Source organism: Pseudomonas sp. BN415 (assembly GCF_029871195.1).
Classification (GTDB): Bacteria; Pseudomonadota; Gammaproteobacteria; order Pseudomonadales; family Pseudomonadaceae; genus Metapseudomonas; species Metapseudomonas resinovorans.
The window spans coordinates 59,100-76,005 of sequence record NZ_SSOK01000012.1; the positions used below are offsets into that span (position 1 = coordinate 59,100).

Sequence of the window (16,906 nt, forward strand, 5' to 3'; positions counted from 1 at the left end):
CGGGCGATGCAGCTGCCTACAACACGTAATGCAGACTTAGCGAGTTCATTCGCTGAGCAGGCCGAAGGCCTGCCCCATCAACCTTTCAGCACCCCACCATCCACCGGGATCAGCGCCCCGGTCACATACCTTGCCAAGGGGCTGGCCAGGAAGGTCGCCACCGCGCCGAACTCTTCCGCAGCCCCGTAGCGCCCCACGGGAATCGCCGCCTGCTCCCTGGCCATCAGGCTCTGCACTGATGTACCGCTGCGTTCGGCGGCGCGGAGCAGCAAGGTTTCCGTGCGCTCGGTCCAGAAGGAGCCGGGCATCAGGGTATTCACGGTCACGCCATCGGCAGCCACCTCGGCGGACAGGGTCTTGGCCCAGTTGGCCAGGGCAGCGCGCAAGGCGCTCGACAGCACCAGCCCTGGAATGGGTTCCACCACGCTGGTGGACGAAATCATCAGAATGCGGCCGAAGCGGCGCTGGCGCATACCGGGCAGGAAGGCATTGGTCAGGGCCAGGGTGCCGAGCAGCATGGCGTCCAGTTGCTGATGCCAGAGCTTCGGGTCGAAATCCACCGCGTTGACCGGCGGCGGCCCGCCGTTGTTGGCCACGAGAATGTCCGGTGCACCAATGGCCGCCACCACCTGCTCGATGGCCATGTCAACGGCGCCCAGGTCGTTCAGATCCACCGCGACCGCTTGCGCCTCGCCGCCCTCCTTGCGGATGCGTTCCACCGCCAACTCCAGTTTCGACAGGTTGCGCGCCACCAGGCAGACCCGCACCCCTTCCCTGGCCAGGGCCTCGGCCACGCCGAAACCCAACCCGGAACTGCCGCCGCATACGAGGGCACTGCGGTTTTCCAGTTGAAGATCCATGATCAGCACTCCCTATCCAGACTCACTCGCCAGTGTGCGCCTTCACCGGCCAGGTACAAGCAAAGCACTGCAGGGACGACCTGATTCGCGACCGAAGTCGCACCCGCAGAGGACGCTCGGCGGGTGTCAGACCGCCCGTACCACATGCTTCAGCTCCTGGAACGAAGCCAGGCCCCACGGGCCGAGCTCACGGCCGATGCTGCTCTGCTTGTAACCACCCCAGGCGGTCTGCGGGAAGATCACCTGCGGCGAGTTGATCCACACCATGCCGGCCTGCAGGGCGTTGGCAACGCGCTCGGCGGCTTGGCCATTGCGGCTCACCACGCTGGCCACTAGGCCGAATTCACTGTCGTTGGCCAGTTCGATCGCCTCTTCCTCGGTAGCGAAGCTGCGCACGCAGAGCACCGGGCCGAAGATCTCTTCGTTCCACAGGGCGCTGTCCTTCGACACATCAGCGAACACAGTCGGCTTGAGGAAGAACCCGCGCGCAAGCTCCGCCGGACGCTCGCCGCCGCACACCAGGCGGGCGCCCGAAGCAATGCCGCGCTCGATATGGCCACGCACACGCTGGTACTGCGCCTGGTTCACCAGCGCGCCCATTTCCACGCCTTCACTGAAGGGGTCACCTACCTTGGTCGCCTCGGCACGAGCCTGCACGCGAGCCAGGAAGTCCGCCACCAAGGGTTCAGCTACCAGCACACGGCTGGTGGCCGAGCACATCTGCCCGGCGTTGAAGAACGCACCACCGCAGGCCAGCTCGACGGCCAGGTCCAGGTCGGCCTCTTCCAGCACCAGCAAGGACGACTTGCCGCCCAGTTCCAGGCTGATGCCCTTCACGGTTTCTGCCGCGCGCTGCATCACCTGCACACCCACCGCGTTACTGCCGGTGAAGGACACCTTGGCCACCTTCGGGTGGGACGACAACGGCGCGCCCACGGCCAGGCCGGTGCCGCACACCACGTTGAGCACGCCAGCCGGCAGGCCGGCCTGCGCGATGATGCGAACCAGTTCCAGCTCCGCCAGCGGCGTCACCTCGGAAGGTTTCAGCACCACGGCGCAACCGGCAGCCAGGGCCGGGGCGAGTTTCCAGGCGGTGGTCACCATGGGGAAGTTCCAGGGCACGATCAGGCCCACCACGCCAACGGGCTCGCGGCGCAAGCGCGCGGTGAAGTCTTCGCTGGGCAGCTCCACCGGGCCGTCCTGCTGGGCGTCCAGCCCTTCGGCCAGGCCGGCGTAATACTCGAACGTGCCGATCACGTCGTCCACGTCGATGCCCGCTTCGAACAGCGGCTTGCCGTTGTTGAGCGACTGCAATTGGATCAGCGTTTCACGACGCTGGCGCACACCTTCGGCGATACGACGCAGCGCAGCGCCTCGCTCGGCGCCGCTGATGCGGGCCCAGGCCGGGAAGGCTTGGCTGGCGGCCTGCACGGCCTGCTCGACGCTGGCCGCATCGCCGGTGCCAATGGTGGCCAGGCACTCTTCGGTAGAGGGGTTCACGACATCCAGAACGGCGCCACCGGGCAGCCACTGGCCGTTGATGTATACGCCGGCCAGGGTCTCGGGAAAGGTCGGAAGGGTATTCGACATTGCATGGGCTCCATGAGCGAGGCTTAGGGCGGCCACTCCCCGAACACAGAACCGAAACGGCTGGAGGGCCACGAGTGGCGCCCATTGAGCCGCCAGGTGGCGCGACTGACAAGGCAAAAATCGTCATACTAGCCATGCCTTCAAGTCATGACTCGAATAATGAAACGCCTGCCTCCCCTGCCCGCTCTACATACCTTCCTGATCACTGCCCAGTGTTGCAACTTCACCCGGGCCGCAGAAATGCTGCACATCACCCAGGGCGCAGTGAGCCGGCAAATCGCCGGACTGGAGAGCCATCTGGGTTACCCGCTGTTCCTGCGCCAGGCGCGAGGGCTGGCCCTGACCGAACAGGGGCGCGACCTGTACCCGCGCATCCAGCAAGTGTTCGCCCTGATCGATGAGGCCGTGGAAGAAGTGGGCGCCAGGCGCAAGACCCTGCAACTCAAGGCGCCCACTTGCGCCATGCGCTGGCTGCTGCCGCGCCTGATGAAGTGGCAGGCCGAGCGCCCCGATGTACCCGTGGAGCTGACCACGACCATCGCCTATGGCGTGGACTTTCGCCGCGACCAGTTCGATGCGGCGATCATCTACGGCACTGCGCCCTCCGGGAACGTCACCGCCCACCATCTGTTCAATGAACAACTGACGCCGGTCTGTACCCGGCAATACCTGGAACGCTCAGGGCCGCTGGCAACCCCAGCCGACCTGGAGCAGCACGTGCTGCTGCACCCGGCGCGAGACAAGCACGACTGGGAAACCTGGCTGCGCACCTCCGGCCACACCCCCGGCCCGCTGAGCGGCGGGCATCACTTCGACACCATGGACCTGGCCCTGTCCGTCGCGGCCCAGGGCGCCGGCATTGCGCTGGGTGACTGGTCACTGATCGGCGACGACTTGGCCAACGGCAACCTGGTGGCCCCCTTCACCCTCAAGACACCTACTGGCGGCGCCTACTTCGTGGTCTACCCCGAACGCCCCGCTCCAAGCTCCCAGCTACGCGAACTGGTGGACTGGCTCATCGCCGAGGCGCACATGGCCTGAGCCCCTGCAAGGTCGCCAACCGCCCCGCAGAAAGTGCGCCGCCGCCGACAAACCACCTTGAATCAGCCGCCAATTCCGCTAGTCTCTGCCCCCTCAAACGAGCAAGGAGTACCCACCATGGCACGCGCCACCGCCCGCCACATCCTGGTTTCCACCGAAGCCAAGTGCAACGAACTGAAAGCCGCCATCGAAGCCGGCGCCGACTTCGCTGAAGTCGCCAAGCAAAACTCCACCTGCCCTTCCAGCCGCGACGGCGGCAACCTCGGCTCCTTCGGCCGTGGCCAGATGGTCAAGGAATTCGACGCCGTCGTGTTCAGCGCCCCGCTGAATGTGGTGCAAGGCCCGGTGAAAACCCAGTTCGGTTATCACCTGCTGGAAGTCACCAGCCGCCAGGACTGATGACGCCAAGGCGCCGCCGCCCGGCGGCGCCTTCTACACCCCACCTGATTACAGCCGCGACCTCCATCGATTCCGATGCCAGATTCCCGCCGCAAGGCCGGCGAATCAGAGGCTGCCTTCGGACCCCGCACAGCTTGCACCCTGCACCTTGCCATTGGCGTCGGACAGGCCTTTTTCCGCCTGGCCGGTAGCCGAGCTGCCGCCGGCATTGCTCGTGCTCGCTGCCCCCGTTGATGCAGGCTTGCAGACCCCGTTGGCGCCACCTTTGCCGGTTTAGGAGATGTCCAGGGACTCGTCCGGATTCTGCATCATGGAAATCGTTACGTAAGAACCCTTGGCCTCGTAATGGGTGTCGCTGAACTTCGGAACAAGGGGAAGCTTGTCGGACAGAACGCCTCGCTTCGTCTCAGAGGCATCTGGGCCATTCGCTAATGACTCAGACCAAGGCCCGCAATCCTGTCAATGCGTTCGGCGCGATTTGTCTTGGATGGCAGAAAAAGCTGCAAATGTGACATTGCGGCCATTGCGCCGGGCGATGATTCTTGGGACCTGTCCCATTACGTCGCCAGGTGCCACGATGAACGCCCCCATCCACATCGGATTCCTGCTCTTCCCCTATGTCACCCAGCTCGACCTAACCGGGCCGGCCCAGGTACTCAGCCGTGTGCCGGATGCAAAGGTGCATCTTGTGTGGAAGACCACCGATCCGGTGGTCACCGACGTTGGCTTCGAGATCGTGCCGACCACAACCTTCGACGACTGCCCACCGCTGACCGTGCTGTGCGTGCCAGGTGGCTTCGGCATCGGCGACCAACTCAACGACAGCCAGACGCTGGACTTCTTGCGCCGCCACGGCGATGGCGCGCGCTACGTCACCTCGGTGTGCAACGGCGCACTGTTGCTCGGCGCCGCCGGACTGCTGCAGGGCTACCGCTCAGCCTGCCACTGGATGTGGCGCAAGTACCTGCCGAGCTTTGGTGCGGAACCAGTGGCACGGCGCATCGTCCGCGACCGCAATCGCATCTCCGGCGGCGGGGTGACGGCTGGCATCGACTTTGGCCTCGCCCTGGCCGCCGAGCTGGCCGGTGACGACGTGGCCAAGACACTGCAGCTGGCCTTCGAGTACGACCCTGAGCCGCCGTTCGACTGCGGCACGCCCGAGAAGGCCGGCCCTGCGTTGGTCGAGCACCTGAGTGCGCTGCAGGCCGACCGTGTGGCTTATGTCGAAGCGCGCATCGCCCAAGCGGTGGCACGGCTGTAGCAGCGCGCCGGCGATCTCCGGGTCAGGCTTCCTTGTACGGCTTTCATCGAAGCCGGGGCCGGCCGAAGCATGACCCGTGAGCCGCAATCGAGCAGTTTCGTGGAGGCGCTCATTGATGTTGAAGAAATCGTTACTAGGGCTACTGGCGACTCTGGTGTCCCTGGCGCTCGTGCTGGTGGCGAACACCTACCGCAAGGCGTCGAAGCAGATTGAGGTGCAGGCAGTGCAGCATGCCGAGATCGATGGCCTGGCAGCCGCTGAACGGCTGGCCGCGGCGGTGCGGCTGCGCACCGTTTCCTACGACGGCAAACCGGACCATGCAGCGCCCGAGTTCCTCAAGCTGCACCGGCACCTGCAGCAAGTGTTTCCGCTGGTGCACCGCACGCTCAAGCGTGAACTGGTGGGAGGCTACAGCCTGCTCTACACCTGGGAGGGGCGCGACCCGAAGGCCAAGCCGTTCATGCTGATGGCGCACCAGGATGTGGTACCCATCGCCGAAGGCACGGAGAAGAATTGGTCTGTCGATCCATTCGCGGGCACCATCAAGGACGGCTACATCTGGGGCCGAGGTTCCTGGGACGATAAGGGCAACCTGCTGTCCATGCTGGAGGCCATAGAAGTCCTACTGGCCCAGGGCTTCCGGCCGGCGCAGACGATTTATATCGTGGCCGGCCACGACGAAGAAGTCGGCGGCAATCGCGGCGCCAAAGCGGTCGCCGCGTTGTTGGCCTCGCGATCGGTCCAACTCAACTTCGTGATGGACGAAGGCACGCTCATAACTGAAGGCGTGATGAAGGGCCTCGACAAACCGGTCGCGCTGATCGGCGTGGCCGAGAAGGGCATCATGACGCTGTCGCTGTCCACGCATGACGACCCCGGCCATGCTTCCATGCCTCCACGCGAGACGGCCATCGGCATGCTCAGCACTGCCCTGGCGCGCCTTGAGCAGAACCCCATGCCGGCCGCGATAGGCGGGGTGGCCGCCGAGATGTTTGACACCCTCGCCCCCGAGATGCGCGGAGTCCAACGCGTGCTGCTGTCCAATCTGTGGCTGTTCGGTCCGCTGGTCAAACGGGAGCTTGAGCAGACCAAGAGCTCGAATGCCTTCACGCGCACGACGTCGGCGTTGACTGTGATTCACGCGGGCAACAAGGTGAACGTGGTGCCAGCACACGCCGAGGCATTTGTGAACGTGCGCATGCTCCCAGGGGACACTCAGGACGAGGTGATCGAGCATACGCATGCTGTTATCGATAACCCGTCAGTGCTGGTGCGTCGCGAGGGCATGGTCTCTGAAGCCTCGCCGATTTCAGGCACGCAATCGGGTTCTTATCGCCTGATGAATTCCACCATCCGCGAGATTTTTCCGGGCACCATCGTTGCGCCAGGCCTGATGGTAGCGGCCACCGACTCGCGTCACATGCTGCCAATCGCCGACCACATCTACCGCTTCTCGCCGGTGCGAGCGACCGAAGGTGACCTGTCGCGCTTTCACGGCACCAACGAGCGCATCTCGATCGAAAACTACACCGAGATGATCGCCTTCTATCACCGCCTGATCACCTCGGCCTCGCAATGGGCTGTCCAATGAATGCTGAGTTGCAGGAGCAATACCATTTTGAAGCTTAAACGCGTGGTTACCCTTGCCGCCGCGGTGCTGACCAGCGTCGTGGCAGCTTTTTACCTGGCTCCGGCTCTGTGGAAACCGCCTCTGGTCGAACTGAACCGCAAGATGGCCGGGCTCTCGGAACGAGCAGTGAGTGTGGACTCGCATGAGGTGCGCTACCTGGAGGGTGGCAAGGGTGAGGTGGTGGTCTTACTGCACGGCATCTTCGGCGAGAAGGACCACTGGGTCGACTTCGCTCGACAACTCACCCCTCGTTACCGCGTCATTGTTCCGGATCTTCCCGGATTCGGCGGCAGCAGCCGCTTGGCCGGCGAGTCGTACGGCTATGCTGCGCAGATGCAGCGGCTCGTGATGCTGCTCGAGCGCCTGGACCTCAAGCGTGTCCATATCGCCGGCAACTCGATGGGGGGCACCTTGGCCGCGCTGCTCGCGATGCGCGAACCGCGACGTGTGGCCAGCGTTGCATTCATCGGCGCGCCGCATGGCATCCGCACACCGCGGCGCAGCCAGATGGACTCGGCGATCGAATCCGGTGAGAGCCCGTTGATCGCTAGGGACGCGGCAGCGTTCGAGCGCATGCTCGCGCTGCTATTCGAGCAGCGCCCCTACCTGCCGTACCCGATCCTGCACGCGGCGCGGGCCGACGCGATCGGTAGCGCGACGTCGAACCAGCGACTCTGGAACGAGCAGTTGAAGGACCGGTACTTGCTTGATGAGCATATAGGGGAGCTGCGCGCGCCCGCATTGGTGCTGTGGGGCGAGGCCGATCGTCTGTTCGACGCATCGGGCGCGTGGGCGCTGCGCGCGCGGCTGAAGCACGCGCAGGTGAAGCTACTGCCTGGGATCGGACACTTGCCGATGATGGAAGCGCCGAAGCTGACGGCGCGGGTCTATGGGGCGTTTCTTGAGCGACTGCGAGCGCCAAGTGCCGAATCCGCGACGTTAGGTAGTGGCCGGTCATACGCCCAGCGGTAGCTTAGGCCATTGGCCCAGTGCCGGTTGCAGCTCGCCGCGGGCTAACGTGTCCTTGGAGAAGCAATGCAGCAATAGCTGCCATACCCGAGGTACCGTGGCGGCGCTTCAAGAACGCTCATCAGCCAGCTCATGCGGCTCTCCAGAAGTAAATAGTGCCAGTTCTGCCCTTCCCACGGAGGGAGGGGCAGACCGTTTTGACGCGGCTAGCGCCGTGGACTAACGTACCGGCTGAATCTCCAGTTAGACCTCTATTCCTGCCATGTCGCACCGCGTTGCAATGCTCGTGTTTCCGGACTTCCAGCTGCTCGATGCTGCCGGGCCGATCGCGGCCTTCGAGGCGGCGGGGGGCTACGCCATCCAGGTGGTCGCCCTTGAACCTGGTCTGGTACACAGTTCGTCGCGCGTGGCCTGGCAAGCCGGGCAGCTGCCACGGCTTTCCGACATCGACACCTTGCTGGTATCCGGCGGTGACGGTGTCGATCAGGCAATGAACGACGAGCGCCTTCTGGATTTCGTGCGCCGCGCGGTGGCCCGGCAGGTGCGCGTTGCCAGCGTGTGCTCGGGCAGCCTGCTGCTTGCCGCGGCAGGTGCACTCGATGGGCGCCGTGCGACGACGCACTGGTCGCGCACCGGGCAGTTCGAGCGCCAGTTCCCGAACGTGCACCTCGACGCCGACCGCATCTTCGTCAAGGACGAGTCCGTGTGGACCAGTGCAGGTATCAGCGCCGGCATCGACCTCGCGATAGCTATGATTGCCGAAGACCATGGCCAAGAACTCGCTCGCAGCGTCGCGCAGGAACTGGTCGTTTATTACCGCCGGCCAGGCGGGCAGTCGCAGTTCTCCGCACTGCTCACGATGCAGGGATCGCACGACCGCTTCGACGTGCTGCTCGACTATGTACGCCGCCACCTCGCCCAGCGACATGGCGTCGAAGACCTCGCCGCCCTAGCCTGCATGAGCCCGCGCCATTTCGCGCGGGAGTTCCGCGCAAAAACTGGTGTCACCCCGGCCAAGGCGGTGGAGCGCCTGCGCGTGGAGGCCGCTCGCACGGCGCTGGAGAATGGAACCAACTCCGTACAACGCGTGGCCACCGAATGTGGATTCGGCGATATCGAACGCATGCGCCGCAGCTTCATGCGCTTGTTGGGGGTGCCCCCGTCGTCGCTACGACGCTCGGCTGGCGATTGACCTTACCACTGCGGAACGCGCAACAGTCGCGGCCGATCATCTGAGATGCACGCCTCCGGGTGGCTGCATCGTGCTGTCGCTGAGTCTTTTCCTGTAGTAGCAATGCCAGCGAGATCAGGTCAGTGCCGAGGTTTGAGGTCGCCCCGGAGCCAGCTTTACGGCCCACCCATTAATGAAGCGCCCTACCCGCCGGCAACTCCGCTTAGTACCCGCCTACATCCGTCCCCACGAAGATCCCCAGCCTCGGGTCGTAGTACTGAATGACGATTCGCGGGCTGCCGTAGCGGTGGTAGTAATAGGGCCGCTCGCCCAGGTAGTAGCCGCCATAGTAGCGAGGGGCGTAGATGACGCGCGGGCCGTGGCTGTAGTAGCCACGATGACGGTGGAAGTGTTTGTGGTGTTTGTAGCCATTACCGTGGCGATAGCCGTTGTGGCGTCCGCCGCCGTGGCCGCCGCCGTTCCAGGCGAGCAGGGTCTCACCGGCGTTGCTGGTGGTGGGCCAGGGTTGCTGGGCAAGGAGATGCCCGCTGCCAGCGCAGGCCAGGAAGATGATCAGCAGCTTGAGGATACGCATGGCGAGCCCTCCTGAATGGTCCCCCCACAGTTCACCCCCGCACTTCCAGTATAGTTTTTGACCTGTTTCAAACCGATTCTGGGCAAGCCTTATGTCGGCAATCGGGGCCGTGGCGACGTACGGTGCAGGCCGCCTCCTACAGCCATTTCTGTACTCAAAACCCAGTCGCCTACAGAGAAACTTCCTACGAGCCTTTAGCCTTGAGCGCCTACAAGCGCTCTGGCTAGAGTCCTGCCCGTCACGGTCAATCCCGTGACCTGGGCGTAGGACCCCGGTTTTCTAACCAAGACGCGGTAGCGACATGGCTGCTGGCACAGGCTTGATGCTGTCCAGCACATCTATGGCGGGCCGTGCGAGGAGGCCTTTATGGCCTGCCCGGATCTTGGTTGCCGGGGCTCCTACCCTTGCACGGCCCTGCCACCCAACCCGTAGGACGGTTACTGGCAGGCAAAGAAGGCCCAACCAAGGTGCTTGCCATGGATAGCAATTTCCCGCCTTTTACCCCCGCGCGCCTCCGCGCTTTTTTCAGCTCTGCCTCCACCCCGGAGGTGCGCCATGCCTGACTTCAAGGCCTTCACCTCCCCTACCCAGCCCTATCCCGACGTGATGTTCTTCAACGCTGCGGCCAGCCCTGCCCACCTCTTCGAAACCGCCCACCAGCGCATGTCCGCCGTGCTGGACCTGTTGCAACTGGTGGAGCAGGCCGAGAACGCGGATTTCGTGCAGCGCGAAGCGGCGCGTTTGTCCTTTGTGGTGGGTTTGCTGCTGGGGGATGCGCGGTCGCTGTACGAGGCCGCCCATGAGCGGGCGATGCAGTTGGGTGGCGAGGAGACAGCGGCAATGGCGCCATAGGATGGGGTGGGCGCCGGCACGAAGTCCGCGTGCACTTACAGCCTGGGCCAGGCCTGAAAGGTACCGGTCAGGTACAACCCGCCGAGCACCAGGCAGGCCAACGAGCTGACAATCCAGAAGCGGGCACCGTTGTAGCCGGGCCTGAACCGGGCAATGGCCAGGCCCGCCATCCCGCGCACCAGCAGGACGGCGGTGATCGCGGACAATACGAAGCGGGCAGCCGGCAGGGCGGGGAGCATGCCTGTGCCAGCCAGCGCATACAGTGCCCAGATCACAAGTACGAGGGTGATCACACCGGTGATCAGCGCCGGCTGCCACCGACCCTCGCGCGACCAGCGGACTATCCGTTCGCCGGCGCCCATGGCGTCGTACCAGGCTGAACCGAAAACGATGCAGCAAACATGCAGAGCGGCGGCGAGCGCAGTGCCCGCAGCGGCCAGCAGTAACCAACCGTTGCCTTCCATAGGGAGCCTCCAGAATCGAAGCCTGATAGTGGCGATGCCCCGTGAAGGGAGCAATGCGGCGCAAGACCGCAGAATTGGTAGGAATGGATGGGTACCCCGGATGTACCCGCGGGTTGATGGCGGGGATTGCGATAACGCAGCAAATCAGCCATCAGATGGCCAATTCGCCACCCAGTGATAGTCAAAATTTCGGAGGCGTCCGGAGGGGTTCCGGATGTATCGGAAACCAGCGGTTTAGAGGCGATCCCTTACTTTCTGCAGGGCTGTTATAACCGTCGCCGACACTGCCGCCGGTCGGGGATTTGATCGTTTTTTGAACAAAAAAGGGATGTTGCGATTATTATGCCCCGGCGATCAGGACGCGACTTGCCATCAACACCACTGATGACGCGACTGACTTCTACATAAATCCGGAACGACTCCACAGTGCATGAGAGTTCATGTGCCGGGGATTTTTCGTCCCGAAAAAAGGCCAAGGGTAGGCCTTCGTTCGCAGTAAACGGCGAACGTGCAAATACATAATTCCAATGCCGCTGTTGCATCAGTACAGCCGCTCAAATTGTTAGAAAGAGGTAAACCATGGAGCTTTTTCATCTTGTTGCTTCCCTGTTCCAACAGCCGGCAACCATGGAGCTGACTCGCATGGGCGTGGTCTACGCCCACCTCATCGCTTGCTGCGTGGCTATCGGCATGGTGCTGACCAGCGATATCGCCATGATCAAGCAACTGTTCCAGGGCCGTGATTCGACCGCTGCCGACAAGGAACATCTGCATGCGCTGAAGCAGACCGTACTGCTTTCCCTGGCAGCACTCTGGGTGACCGGAATCGGTATCGTGGCGCTGGACTACTCGCAGAAGGGCGCGGTGTATTTCCTCAACCCCAAACTGCAGGCCAAGATCCTGGTCGTCGCACTGCTGACCCTCAACGGCTGGGTACTGCACAGCGTGGTGATGCCGGCGATGGACAAGGCCGGCAGCCTGCTCAAGCTCGACATCAATGCCCGTAACCTCGCGCTGTTTTCGGGTGTCGTTTCCGGGGTGTCCTGGTTCTACGGCGCGATGCTGGGTATTGCCCGTCCGCTGAGCTGGAAATACTCCCTGAGCGACATCATGTTCGCCTACCCGGTGCTCATCTGCCTTGGCTTCGCCGCGATGACCCTGCTGGTCAAGTGGGCCGCCAACCGGACTACCGCCCAGGTTCCTGCTCGCATGAATCCCGCGCTCGCCTCCTGGTAAGCGTGGGCGGGCAAGGAAGCCCGACCTTATACGAGAGCCGCAGGGTGCCCACGTGCCCCTGCGGCTTTTGCTTTCCGGGCAAACGCCTTACGACCCCGGCGCGTCCTGGGGTTGAATTTCATCCCAGCTGCTGTCGGGGTCGAAGATCTTCATGGCCTTGGCGATCTTTTCGCTGTCACGGCCAAGGTCCTTCTGAAAGACCTGGCCCTCGTGGCTGATCATGAAGCTCATCACGCCGCTGTCACCGTACTGGGCGGGCCAGGCGACTAGGGCGAAGCCCCGACTCATGGCCTTGCCGAGCATGTAGCCGTAGGCGCCACCGGGAGCCGAGGGGCCTTGGGCAGTGAGGATGCGGAAGTGGTAGCCGTGCCAGTCGTCGCCCTTGGTCTGGCCGCCGAACAGGGGGCCGAGGGGGCTTTCGTCGGTGCCGTCTTCATCGGCCCAGTACAGGCCGTCGTGCTGGCCGTCGGTGCTGATGAATTTCTGCGCGTACTCGAGCACGCCGTCGCCGTTGCGGTCGACTTCGGCGTAGTCCATCTGCGCGTCGTGGTAAGCCTCGGCGGCCTGGATGGCGGCCAGTTCATTGCGGCCAATGCGGCGCAGGCGAATCTCCTCGCCACCGGCCTTGGCGTCGAAGCTCCAGCCTTGTTTACCCTGGACGATGGGGATCGGCAGCGTCCACGGATCGTTGCCAACGACTATGTGGGCTCGGCCTTTGGTGGCAATGTCGATCTCGTGCTTTTCCTTGTAGTGGGCGATGAAGGCGTCGACGTCCTTGCGTTCGATGCCCTTGGTGGGGATGTAGTCCTGCCAATCGGCGCCGAGCAGTGCAGCCAGGCGATCGGCATTGGCCTTTTCGGTTCCGAGGGCAGCGACGAAGGCATCAGCTGCAGCCTCCGGGGTCTTGAAACGTTCGTTTGCATTGGCGCTGATGGCGCAAGCGGCCAGCGACAGCAGGGCGAGGATGTGGAATACGCGGTTCATGGGCTGTCTCCTTTCAGCGCCTACGGCCACCACCGCCACGAGACGGTGTGTGGGCTGGACGTTGTACCTGCCGGCCGGCAGAAGCCTTTTGCGGGCGCGAGGCTGAGGCCCGACTGACCTCGCCCCGACTGGCAGCCGCACGCGTCTGGGACGGCTGACGAGCGCCAGCAAAGGCGTTGTTGCGCGGTGCCTGCTGGCGGGTGGCGGTGTGTTGCTGGCGGGCCTGTTGCCTCACTTGCTGGTTGCTCTGCGCACGCGGGCGCTGTTGCGGCCGGTTGGCGTCGGTGCGCTGGCGCTGCTGCACCGCACTTTCGGCGCGCTGGCGCGCCTGCGGGTCGTTGCGCAGATCGCGGGTTGCAGCCTGCGCGCGTTCGCGCGCCTGCTGGTTGCTGCCGGCGGGCGCCTGGATGCCCCGTTGCTGCAAGCTCTGGCTGGCGCGCTGGCGTTGCGCGGTACGGTTGGCGTCATAACCACGCAGGGCCTCGCGCTGCTCGCTACCGGAAAGGCGCAAGCCATTCTGCTGGCGGTTTATGTTGTCGCGGTAGGGCACGCCGTCGCGATTGACGGGATTATGGACGAACTTGTTCTGGTTGCGGTTGATCTGCCTGTTGCTGTTGATGTTGTTGTACTTGTTGACGTCGATATCGACGTCGCCGCCACCCCAGTCGCAGTCGCCCCAGAGGGAGTTGACGATGCCCACGCCGACGCCGAAGGCCAGGCCCGTCGCCAATGCGGTGGCAACCGGATAGCCATAGCTGGGCGGCGGTGGGTAGTAGGGCGGCGGGTAGGACGGATAGGACCAACTGCCATAAACCACGGTGGGATTGTAGCTGGGCACGTAGACCACTTGCGGGTCGGCGGGCTCGATGACGATGGTCTGGGTGCTGGCGGCCGGCTGCACCACGGTGGTGGTGGAACTGGGCGCGGGCGCGGCTTGCTGGACACTGACCGTCTGCTGTTCATTGGATTCCAGGTTGCCGGCGGCCTGGGCCTGGCGCCGCAGCCGCTGGACGGAATCCATCACGTCATTGGGCTGGGCCAGGAAGGCATCTCCCACACGCTGCACCCAGGCCGGGTCCTGGCCGAGGGTGGCAAGCACCTGCGGAAAGGCCACCAGGGATTGCACGCTGGGGTCCCAGGGCTGGTCGGCCACTTGCTTCACGGCGGCATCGCCCTGGGCCTCCGGGTGGCCCTTGGACCAGGCGACGGCGTCAGCCACGTTGCCCGGGTAGGTCGCTGCCATCAGCACCTGGGCCAGCAGGGAATCCGGATAGAGGGCGATGGGCGCCATCATCTGGTCGAGCTCTTCAGTCTTGAACACCGCCTGCGTCGCTGGTGTGGCTGCTGGTGCGGCGGCTGTCGCTGCGGCGTCAACGGCCGGGACTGCGGAAACGCCAGCCGTGGGGGCGTCATCGCTTTCGGCGGCGGAGATGCCGACATCCGTGGCGGCGAAGGCCAGGTTGACGCCGGAAGCCAGCAAGGCCAGCAAGGCCAGCAGAATGGAGCTGAATCGGGTGCGGATAGACATGGCGTTTCTCCCGCCAAAAGGAGTGGTTGTCCCTGAACCCGGCAATGGGCTGAGCCTTACCGCTGCCGTGGAGAAACGATAGCCCAGAGGCCGGCAACGAGCCCGGCCAAACTGACAGAAATGTAATCACCCGCCGTTTTCCGATGCGGCAGTTCTGCAAGTGAGCCGCGCAACAGGCCGTTGCGCGGCGCCCTTTCTGGCTGACTGGATTGAAACGGCATGCAGTGCAAAACCTCGCGGCGGACCTTCGTCAAACGCGTCGCCGCTGGCGGGATCAACAGCTGCTTCCTGCTGGACCAACTGGAGTGCCAGGACGCCGAGGATGCCAGCGTGCTGAGCTGGGACGCCTCGGGTTGGATTGGCAGCGATATCAACCGACTGATCCTGCAGCGCCTGGCGGAAGTGAACCTCTACGGACGCAACGACCACGAGCGCGGCGTCGGCTCTGGCCTGGCCAATGCCGAGCTGGAACGGCGTCCGCGCTACGAGATCACTCCCCAGTTCGCCCCTTACGTGGGCGTGACCTGGAACCGCAACGACGGCAACACCGCCGACTTCGCACGCGAAGAAGGTGAAGACAATGACGAAGTCCGCATCGTGGCGGGTGTTCGGCTGTGGTTCTGAACGTTCCTCACCCCCGGCCCTTCTCCCGCACGCGGTAGAGGGGCGACTCACGTCAGAGATGTTTGAGGCAGCCGCGCGGGGTGGGCTTCAGCTCACGCAGATGGACCCAGGCGAAACGCCGCCGGGCCCACCCAACCTACAGCGAGCGTGCCCCGCGGCCTGCGATCCTCCGAGCTACTTACCGATCTCCCCACTCTCCCAGCGCGACTCACCGCTCTCCAGCGCATTGGCGATGGTGGCGAGCTTGTCGTCCGGGAGCGTCTCGGGCAGCGGATCGACGCCTGCGCTGACGAACAGCTGGGCGTAGGCGTTGCGCAGTTCGGCGTAAGACAGGTCTCGCTTGAGCTGCGCCTGCAGGGTGTTCAGCTCGCCCTGGATCAGGTCCAGCTCGCCGATGCTCTGGGTCTTGTAGCGATTGCGCAGCTGCTCGGCGATCTGTCCGTCCAGCTTGGCCAGTTCTTCGCTGGTCTGGAACTGCCGCTGCGCCTCATGGAAGTTGGCGTTCGCCACGTAGAGCTGCGCCAGCACCGCCATGGACATAGCCTGGCGACGGGCAGCGGCGACGGACTCGCCAGCCTTGGCGACGTCGATAGCGGCCGGGCCGGAGAGGACGTTGAACAGGTTCCAGGTGACCTTCACGCCGTAGTCGGCCCAGCTCTGGTTCACCAGGAAAGAGTTGCTGTCGTAATGGCCGCCAGCGGAGAACTCCAGGCCCGGCAACAGGCGCAGCATGGCCTTGCGGGTTTCGGCAGCGCTGATGCGCGCCTGATAGTCCTGCTCGCGCAGTTCCGGGCGGCTGGCCAAGGCTTCTTCTTCCAGGCGGTTCATGTCCACCTTGAGTTCCGGCACCTGGTAATCATCTGTGGCAGCCAAGGTGAAGTCGGTGTTCAGCGGCAGGTTGATCAGCGCGGCCAGCTCGGTCTTGGCCAGGGACAGCGCGCGGCGCTGCTCTTCCAACTGGCGGGTGGCCTCGATCAGCGCTCGCTGGTAGCTCATGGCCTGCACCGGGTCGCCAATGCGCTCCGAGCTCATGCGCTGGCTGCTGGAGCGAGCCTCGTCGACGCGTGCCATCAGGCTGTCGATCTGCTTCAGCAGGCGGTCGGCCGCCACGGCACGCCAGTAGGCCGAGCGCACGTCCTGGATGATGGTGTGGACCACCTTGCGACGTCGTTCCTGGACGATCAGTCGCTGGTCGGCCTGTTGCTTGGCGCTGACGTAGCTGACGCCGAAGTCGAGGACGTTCCACACCATGGTCAGGTCCGCCACGCCACGGTCGCGGTCCTGGGAGGTGGAAGGTTCCAGCGACTGGGTGTTGGTCAGCACGCTCTGACTACTTGAGGCGCTGACGTTGCTGCGCCCGGCGTAGCCCGCTTCCATGGCCATGCGCGGCAGCATGTCGAAGCTGGCCAGGTCCACCTGGCGCTTGGCCAGGGCTTCTTCCATCACCTTGAGGCGTGCCTCCAGGTTGTACTTCACCGCTCGGGCCATGGCCACATGCAAAGTCAGGGGACCGCTGAGGGGTTCCTGGTCCTTGAACATGGTGGCCAGGTCCGCGCGGGCGCGCTGTTCGCTGACGCTACGGTCGATGGGCTGGCTGGTCACCGCACAACCGGTGACCGCCAGCGCCAGTACGCTTACGGTGAAAAGCTTCGCTGCTTTGCTCATCCTTGGGCCGCCCCCTATACACGGCACTTACAGATCT

The 16,906-nt window shown here is 64.2% G+C and carries 15 protein-coding genes and 1 pseudogene; 9 read left to right on the forward strand and 7 right to left on the reverse strand.

Annotated features, from left to right (window positions below):
* Positions 1-77: 77 nt before the first annotated feature.
* The gene (locus E8F20_RS03325; RefSeq protein ID WP_280282434.1) at positions 78-860 is read right to left on the reverse strand and encodes an SDR family oxidoreductase; all 783 of its coding nucleotides are present in this window, start codon (positions 858-860) and stop codon (positions 78-80) included.
* Positions 861-986: 126 nt separating this feature from the next.
* Positions 987-2,450 carry an aldehyde dehydrogenase family protein gene (locus E8F20_RS03330; RefSeq protein WP_280282435.1) on the reverse strand — a complete coding sequence of 488 codons (1,464 nt, stop codon included), beginning with the start codon at positions 2,448-2,450 and terminating at the stop codon, positions 987-989.
* Positions 2,451-2,609: 159 nt separating this feature from the next.
* On the opposite strand from E8F20_RS03330, the gene E8F20_RS03335 reads away from it, so the two are divergent.
* The 6 genes from E8F20_RS03335 (at position 2,610) to E8F20_RS03360 (ending at position 8,942) form a co-directional block, all read left to right on the forward strand.
* Entirely contained in the window at positions 2,610-3,491 is an 882-nt protein-coding gene (locus E8F20_RS03335) for a LysR substrate-binding domain-containing protein (RefSeq protein WP_280282436.1), read from the forward strand.
* Between the two features lie 117 nt (positions 3,492-3,608).
* On the forward strand, positions 3,609-3,890 hold the full coding sequence (locus E8F20_RS03340) for a peptidylprolyl isomerase (protein ID WP_028626677.1): 282 nt from the start codon (positions 3,609-3,611) through the stop codon (positions 3,888-3,890).
* A 577-nt stretch (positions 3,891-4,467) separates the two neighbouring features.
* Entirely contained in the window at positions 4,468-5,151 is a 684-nt protein-coding gene (locus E8F20_RS03345) for a DJ-1/PfpI family protein (protein ID WP_280282437.1), read from the forward strand.
* 115 nt (positions 5,152-5,266) lie between these two features.
* Complete coding sequence (locus E8F20_RS03350; RefSeq protein WP_280282438.1) at positions 5,267-6,742, forward strand: M20 family peptidase; 1,476 nt, start codon at positions 5,267-5,269, stop codon at positions 6,740-6,742.
* A 27-nt stretch (positions 6,743-6,769) separates the two neighbouring features.
* Entirely contained in the window at positions 6,770-7,753 is a 984-nt protein-coding gene (locus E8F20_RS03355; protein WP_280282439.1) for an alpha/beta hydrolase, read from the forward strand.
* Positions 7,754-8,030: 277 nt separating this feature from the next.
* Entirely contained in the window at positions 8,031-8,942 is a 912-nt protein-coding gene (locus E8F20_RS03360; RefSeq protein ID WP_280282440.1) for a DJ-1/PfpI family protein, read from the forward strand.
* A 202-nt stretch (positions 8,943-9,144) separates the two neighbouring features.
* On the opposite strand, the gene E8F20_RS03365 is transcribed toward E8F20_RS03360, so the two are convergent.
* Positions 9,145-9,516 carry a hypothetical protein gene (locus tag E8F20_RS03365; RefSeq protein WP_280282441.1) on the reverse strand — a complete coding sequence of 124 codons (372 nt, stop codon included), beginning with the start codon at positions 9,514-9,516 and terminating at the stop codon, positions 9,145-9,147.
* A gap of 555 nt (positions 9,517-10,071) precedes the next feature.
* On the opposite strand from E8F20_RS03365, the gene E8F20_RS03370 reads away from it, so the two are divergent.
* Complete coding sequence (locus tag E8F20_RS03370) at positions 10,072-10,368, forward strand: hypothetical protein (RefSeq protein WP_280282442.1); 297 nt, start codon at positions 10,072-10,074, stop codon at positions 10,366-10,368.
* Between the two features lie 35 nt (positions 10,369-10,403).
* Here the strand turns inward: E8F20_RS03370 and E8F20_RS03375 are convergent, their stop codons facing one another.
* On the reverse strand, positions 10,404-10,832 hold the full coding sequence (locus E8F20_RS03375) for a hypothetical protein (protein ID WP_280282443.1): 429 nt from the start codon (positions 10,830-10,832) through the stop codon (positions 10,404-10,406).
* A gap of 579 nt (positions 10,833-11,411) precedes the next feature.
* On the opposite strand from E8F20_RS03375, the gene E8F20_RS03380 reads away from it, so the two are divergent.
* Positions 11,412-12,068 carry a hypothetical protein gene (locus E8F20_RS03380; protein WP_280282444.1) on the forward strand — a complete coding sequence of 219 codons (657 nt, stop codon included), beginning with the start codon at positions 11,412-11,414 and terminating at the stop codon, positions 12,066-12,068.
* Between the two features lie 87 nt (positions 12,069-12,155).
* On the opposite strand, the gene E8F20_RS03385 is transcribed toward E8F20_RS03380, so the two are convergent.
* Complete coding sequence (locus E8F20_RS03385) at positions 12,156-13,052, reverse strand: DUF2950 domain-containing protein (protein ID WP_280282445.1); 897 nt, start codon at positions 13,050-13,052, stop codon at positions 12,156-12,158.
* A 13-nt stretch (positions 13,053-13,065) separates the two neighbouring features.
* Positions 13,066-14,580 carry a DUF3300 domain-containing protein gene (locus E8F20_RS03390; protein ID WP_280282446.1) on the reverse strand — a complete coding sequence of 505 codons (1,515 nt, stop codon included), beginning with the start codon at positions 14,578-14,580 and terminating at the stop codon, positions 13,066-13,068.
* 273 nt (positions 14,581-14,853) lie between these two features.
* On the opposite strand from E8F20_RS03390, the pseudogene E8F20_RS03395 reads away from it, so the two are divergent.
* A pseudogene (locus tag E8F20_RS03395) lies at positions 14,854-15,204 on the forward strand (copper resistance protein B); the annotation flags it as partial.
* A gap of 174 nt (positions 15,205-15,378) precedes the next feature.
* On the opposite strand, the gene E8F20_RS03400 reads toward E8F20_RS03395, so the two are convergent.
* Positions 15,379-16,869, reverse strand: a complete 1,491-nt coding sequence (locus E8F20_RS03400; RefSeq protein ID WP_280282447.1) for a TolC family protein — start codon at positions 16,867-16,869, stop codon at positions 15,379-15,381.
* Positions 16,870-16,906 lie beyond the last annotated feature (37 nt).

Bases quoted from the DNA above. Each gene is read 5' to 3' on its own strand.
- E8F20_RS03325 (WP_280282434.1), bottom strand. From the start codon at position 860: ATGGATCTTCAACTGGAAAACCGCAGTGCCCTCGTATGCGGCGGCAGT.
- E8F20_RS03330 (WP_280282435.1), bottom strand. From the start codon at position 2,450: ATGTCGAATACCCTTCCGACCTTTCCCGAGACCCTGGCCGGCGTATAC.
- E8F20_RS03335 (WP_280282436.1), top strand. From the start codon at position 2,610: ATGAAACGCCTGCCTCCCCTGCCCGCTCTACATACCTTCCTGATCACT.
- E8F20_RS03340 (WP_028626677.1), top strand. From the start codon at position 3,609: ATGGCACGCGCCACCGCCCGCCACATCCTGGTTTCCACCGAAGCCAAG.
- E8F20_RS03345 (WP_280282437.1), top strand. From the start codon at position 4,468: ATGAACGCCCCCATCCACATCGGATTCCTGCTCTTCCCCTATGTCACC.
- E8F20_RS03350 (WP_280282438.1), top strand. From the start codon at position 5,267: ATGTTGAAGAAATCGTTACTAGGGCTACTGGCGACTCTGGTGTCCCTG.
- E8F20_RS03360 (WP_280282440.1), top strand. From the start codon at position 8,031: ATGCTCGTGTTTCCGGACTTCCAGCTGCTCGATGCTGCCGGGCCGATC.
- E8F20_RS03365 (WP_280282441.1), bottom strand. From the start codon at position 9,516: ATGCGTATCCTCAAGCTGCTGATCATCTTCCTGGCCTGCGCTGGCAGC.
- E8F20_RS03370 (WP_280282442.1), top strand. From the start codon at position 10,072: ATGCCTGACTTCAAGGCCTTCACCTCCCCTACCCAGCCCTATCCCGAC.
- E8F20_RS03375 (WP_280282443.1), bottom strand. From the start codon at position 10,832: ATGGAAGGCAACGGTTGGTTACTGCTGGCCGCTGCGGGCACTGCGCTC.
- E8F20_RS03380 (WP_280282444.1), top strand. From the start codon at position 11,412: ATGGAGCTTTTTCATCTTGTTGCTTCCCTGTTCCAACAGCCGGCAACC.
- E8F20_RS03385 (WP_280282445.1), bottom strand. From the start codon at position 13,052: ATGAACCGCGTATTCCACATCCTCGCCCTGCTGTCGCTGGCCGCTTGC.
- E8F20_RS03390 (WP_280282446.1), bottom strand. From the start codon at position 14,580: ATGTCTATCCGCACCCGATTCAGCTCCATTCTGCTGGCCTTGCTGGCC.
- E8F20_RS03400 (WP_280282447.1), bottom strand. From the start codon at position 16,869: ATGAGCAAAGCAGCGAAGCTTTTCACCGTAAGCGTACTGGCGCTGGCG.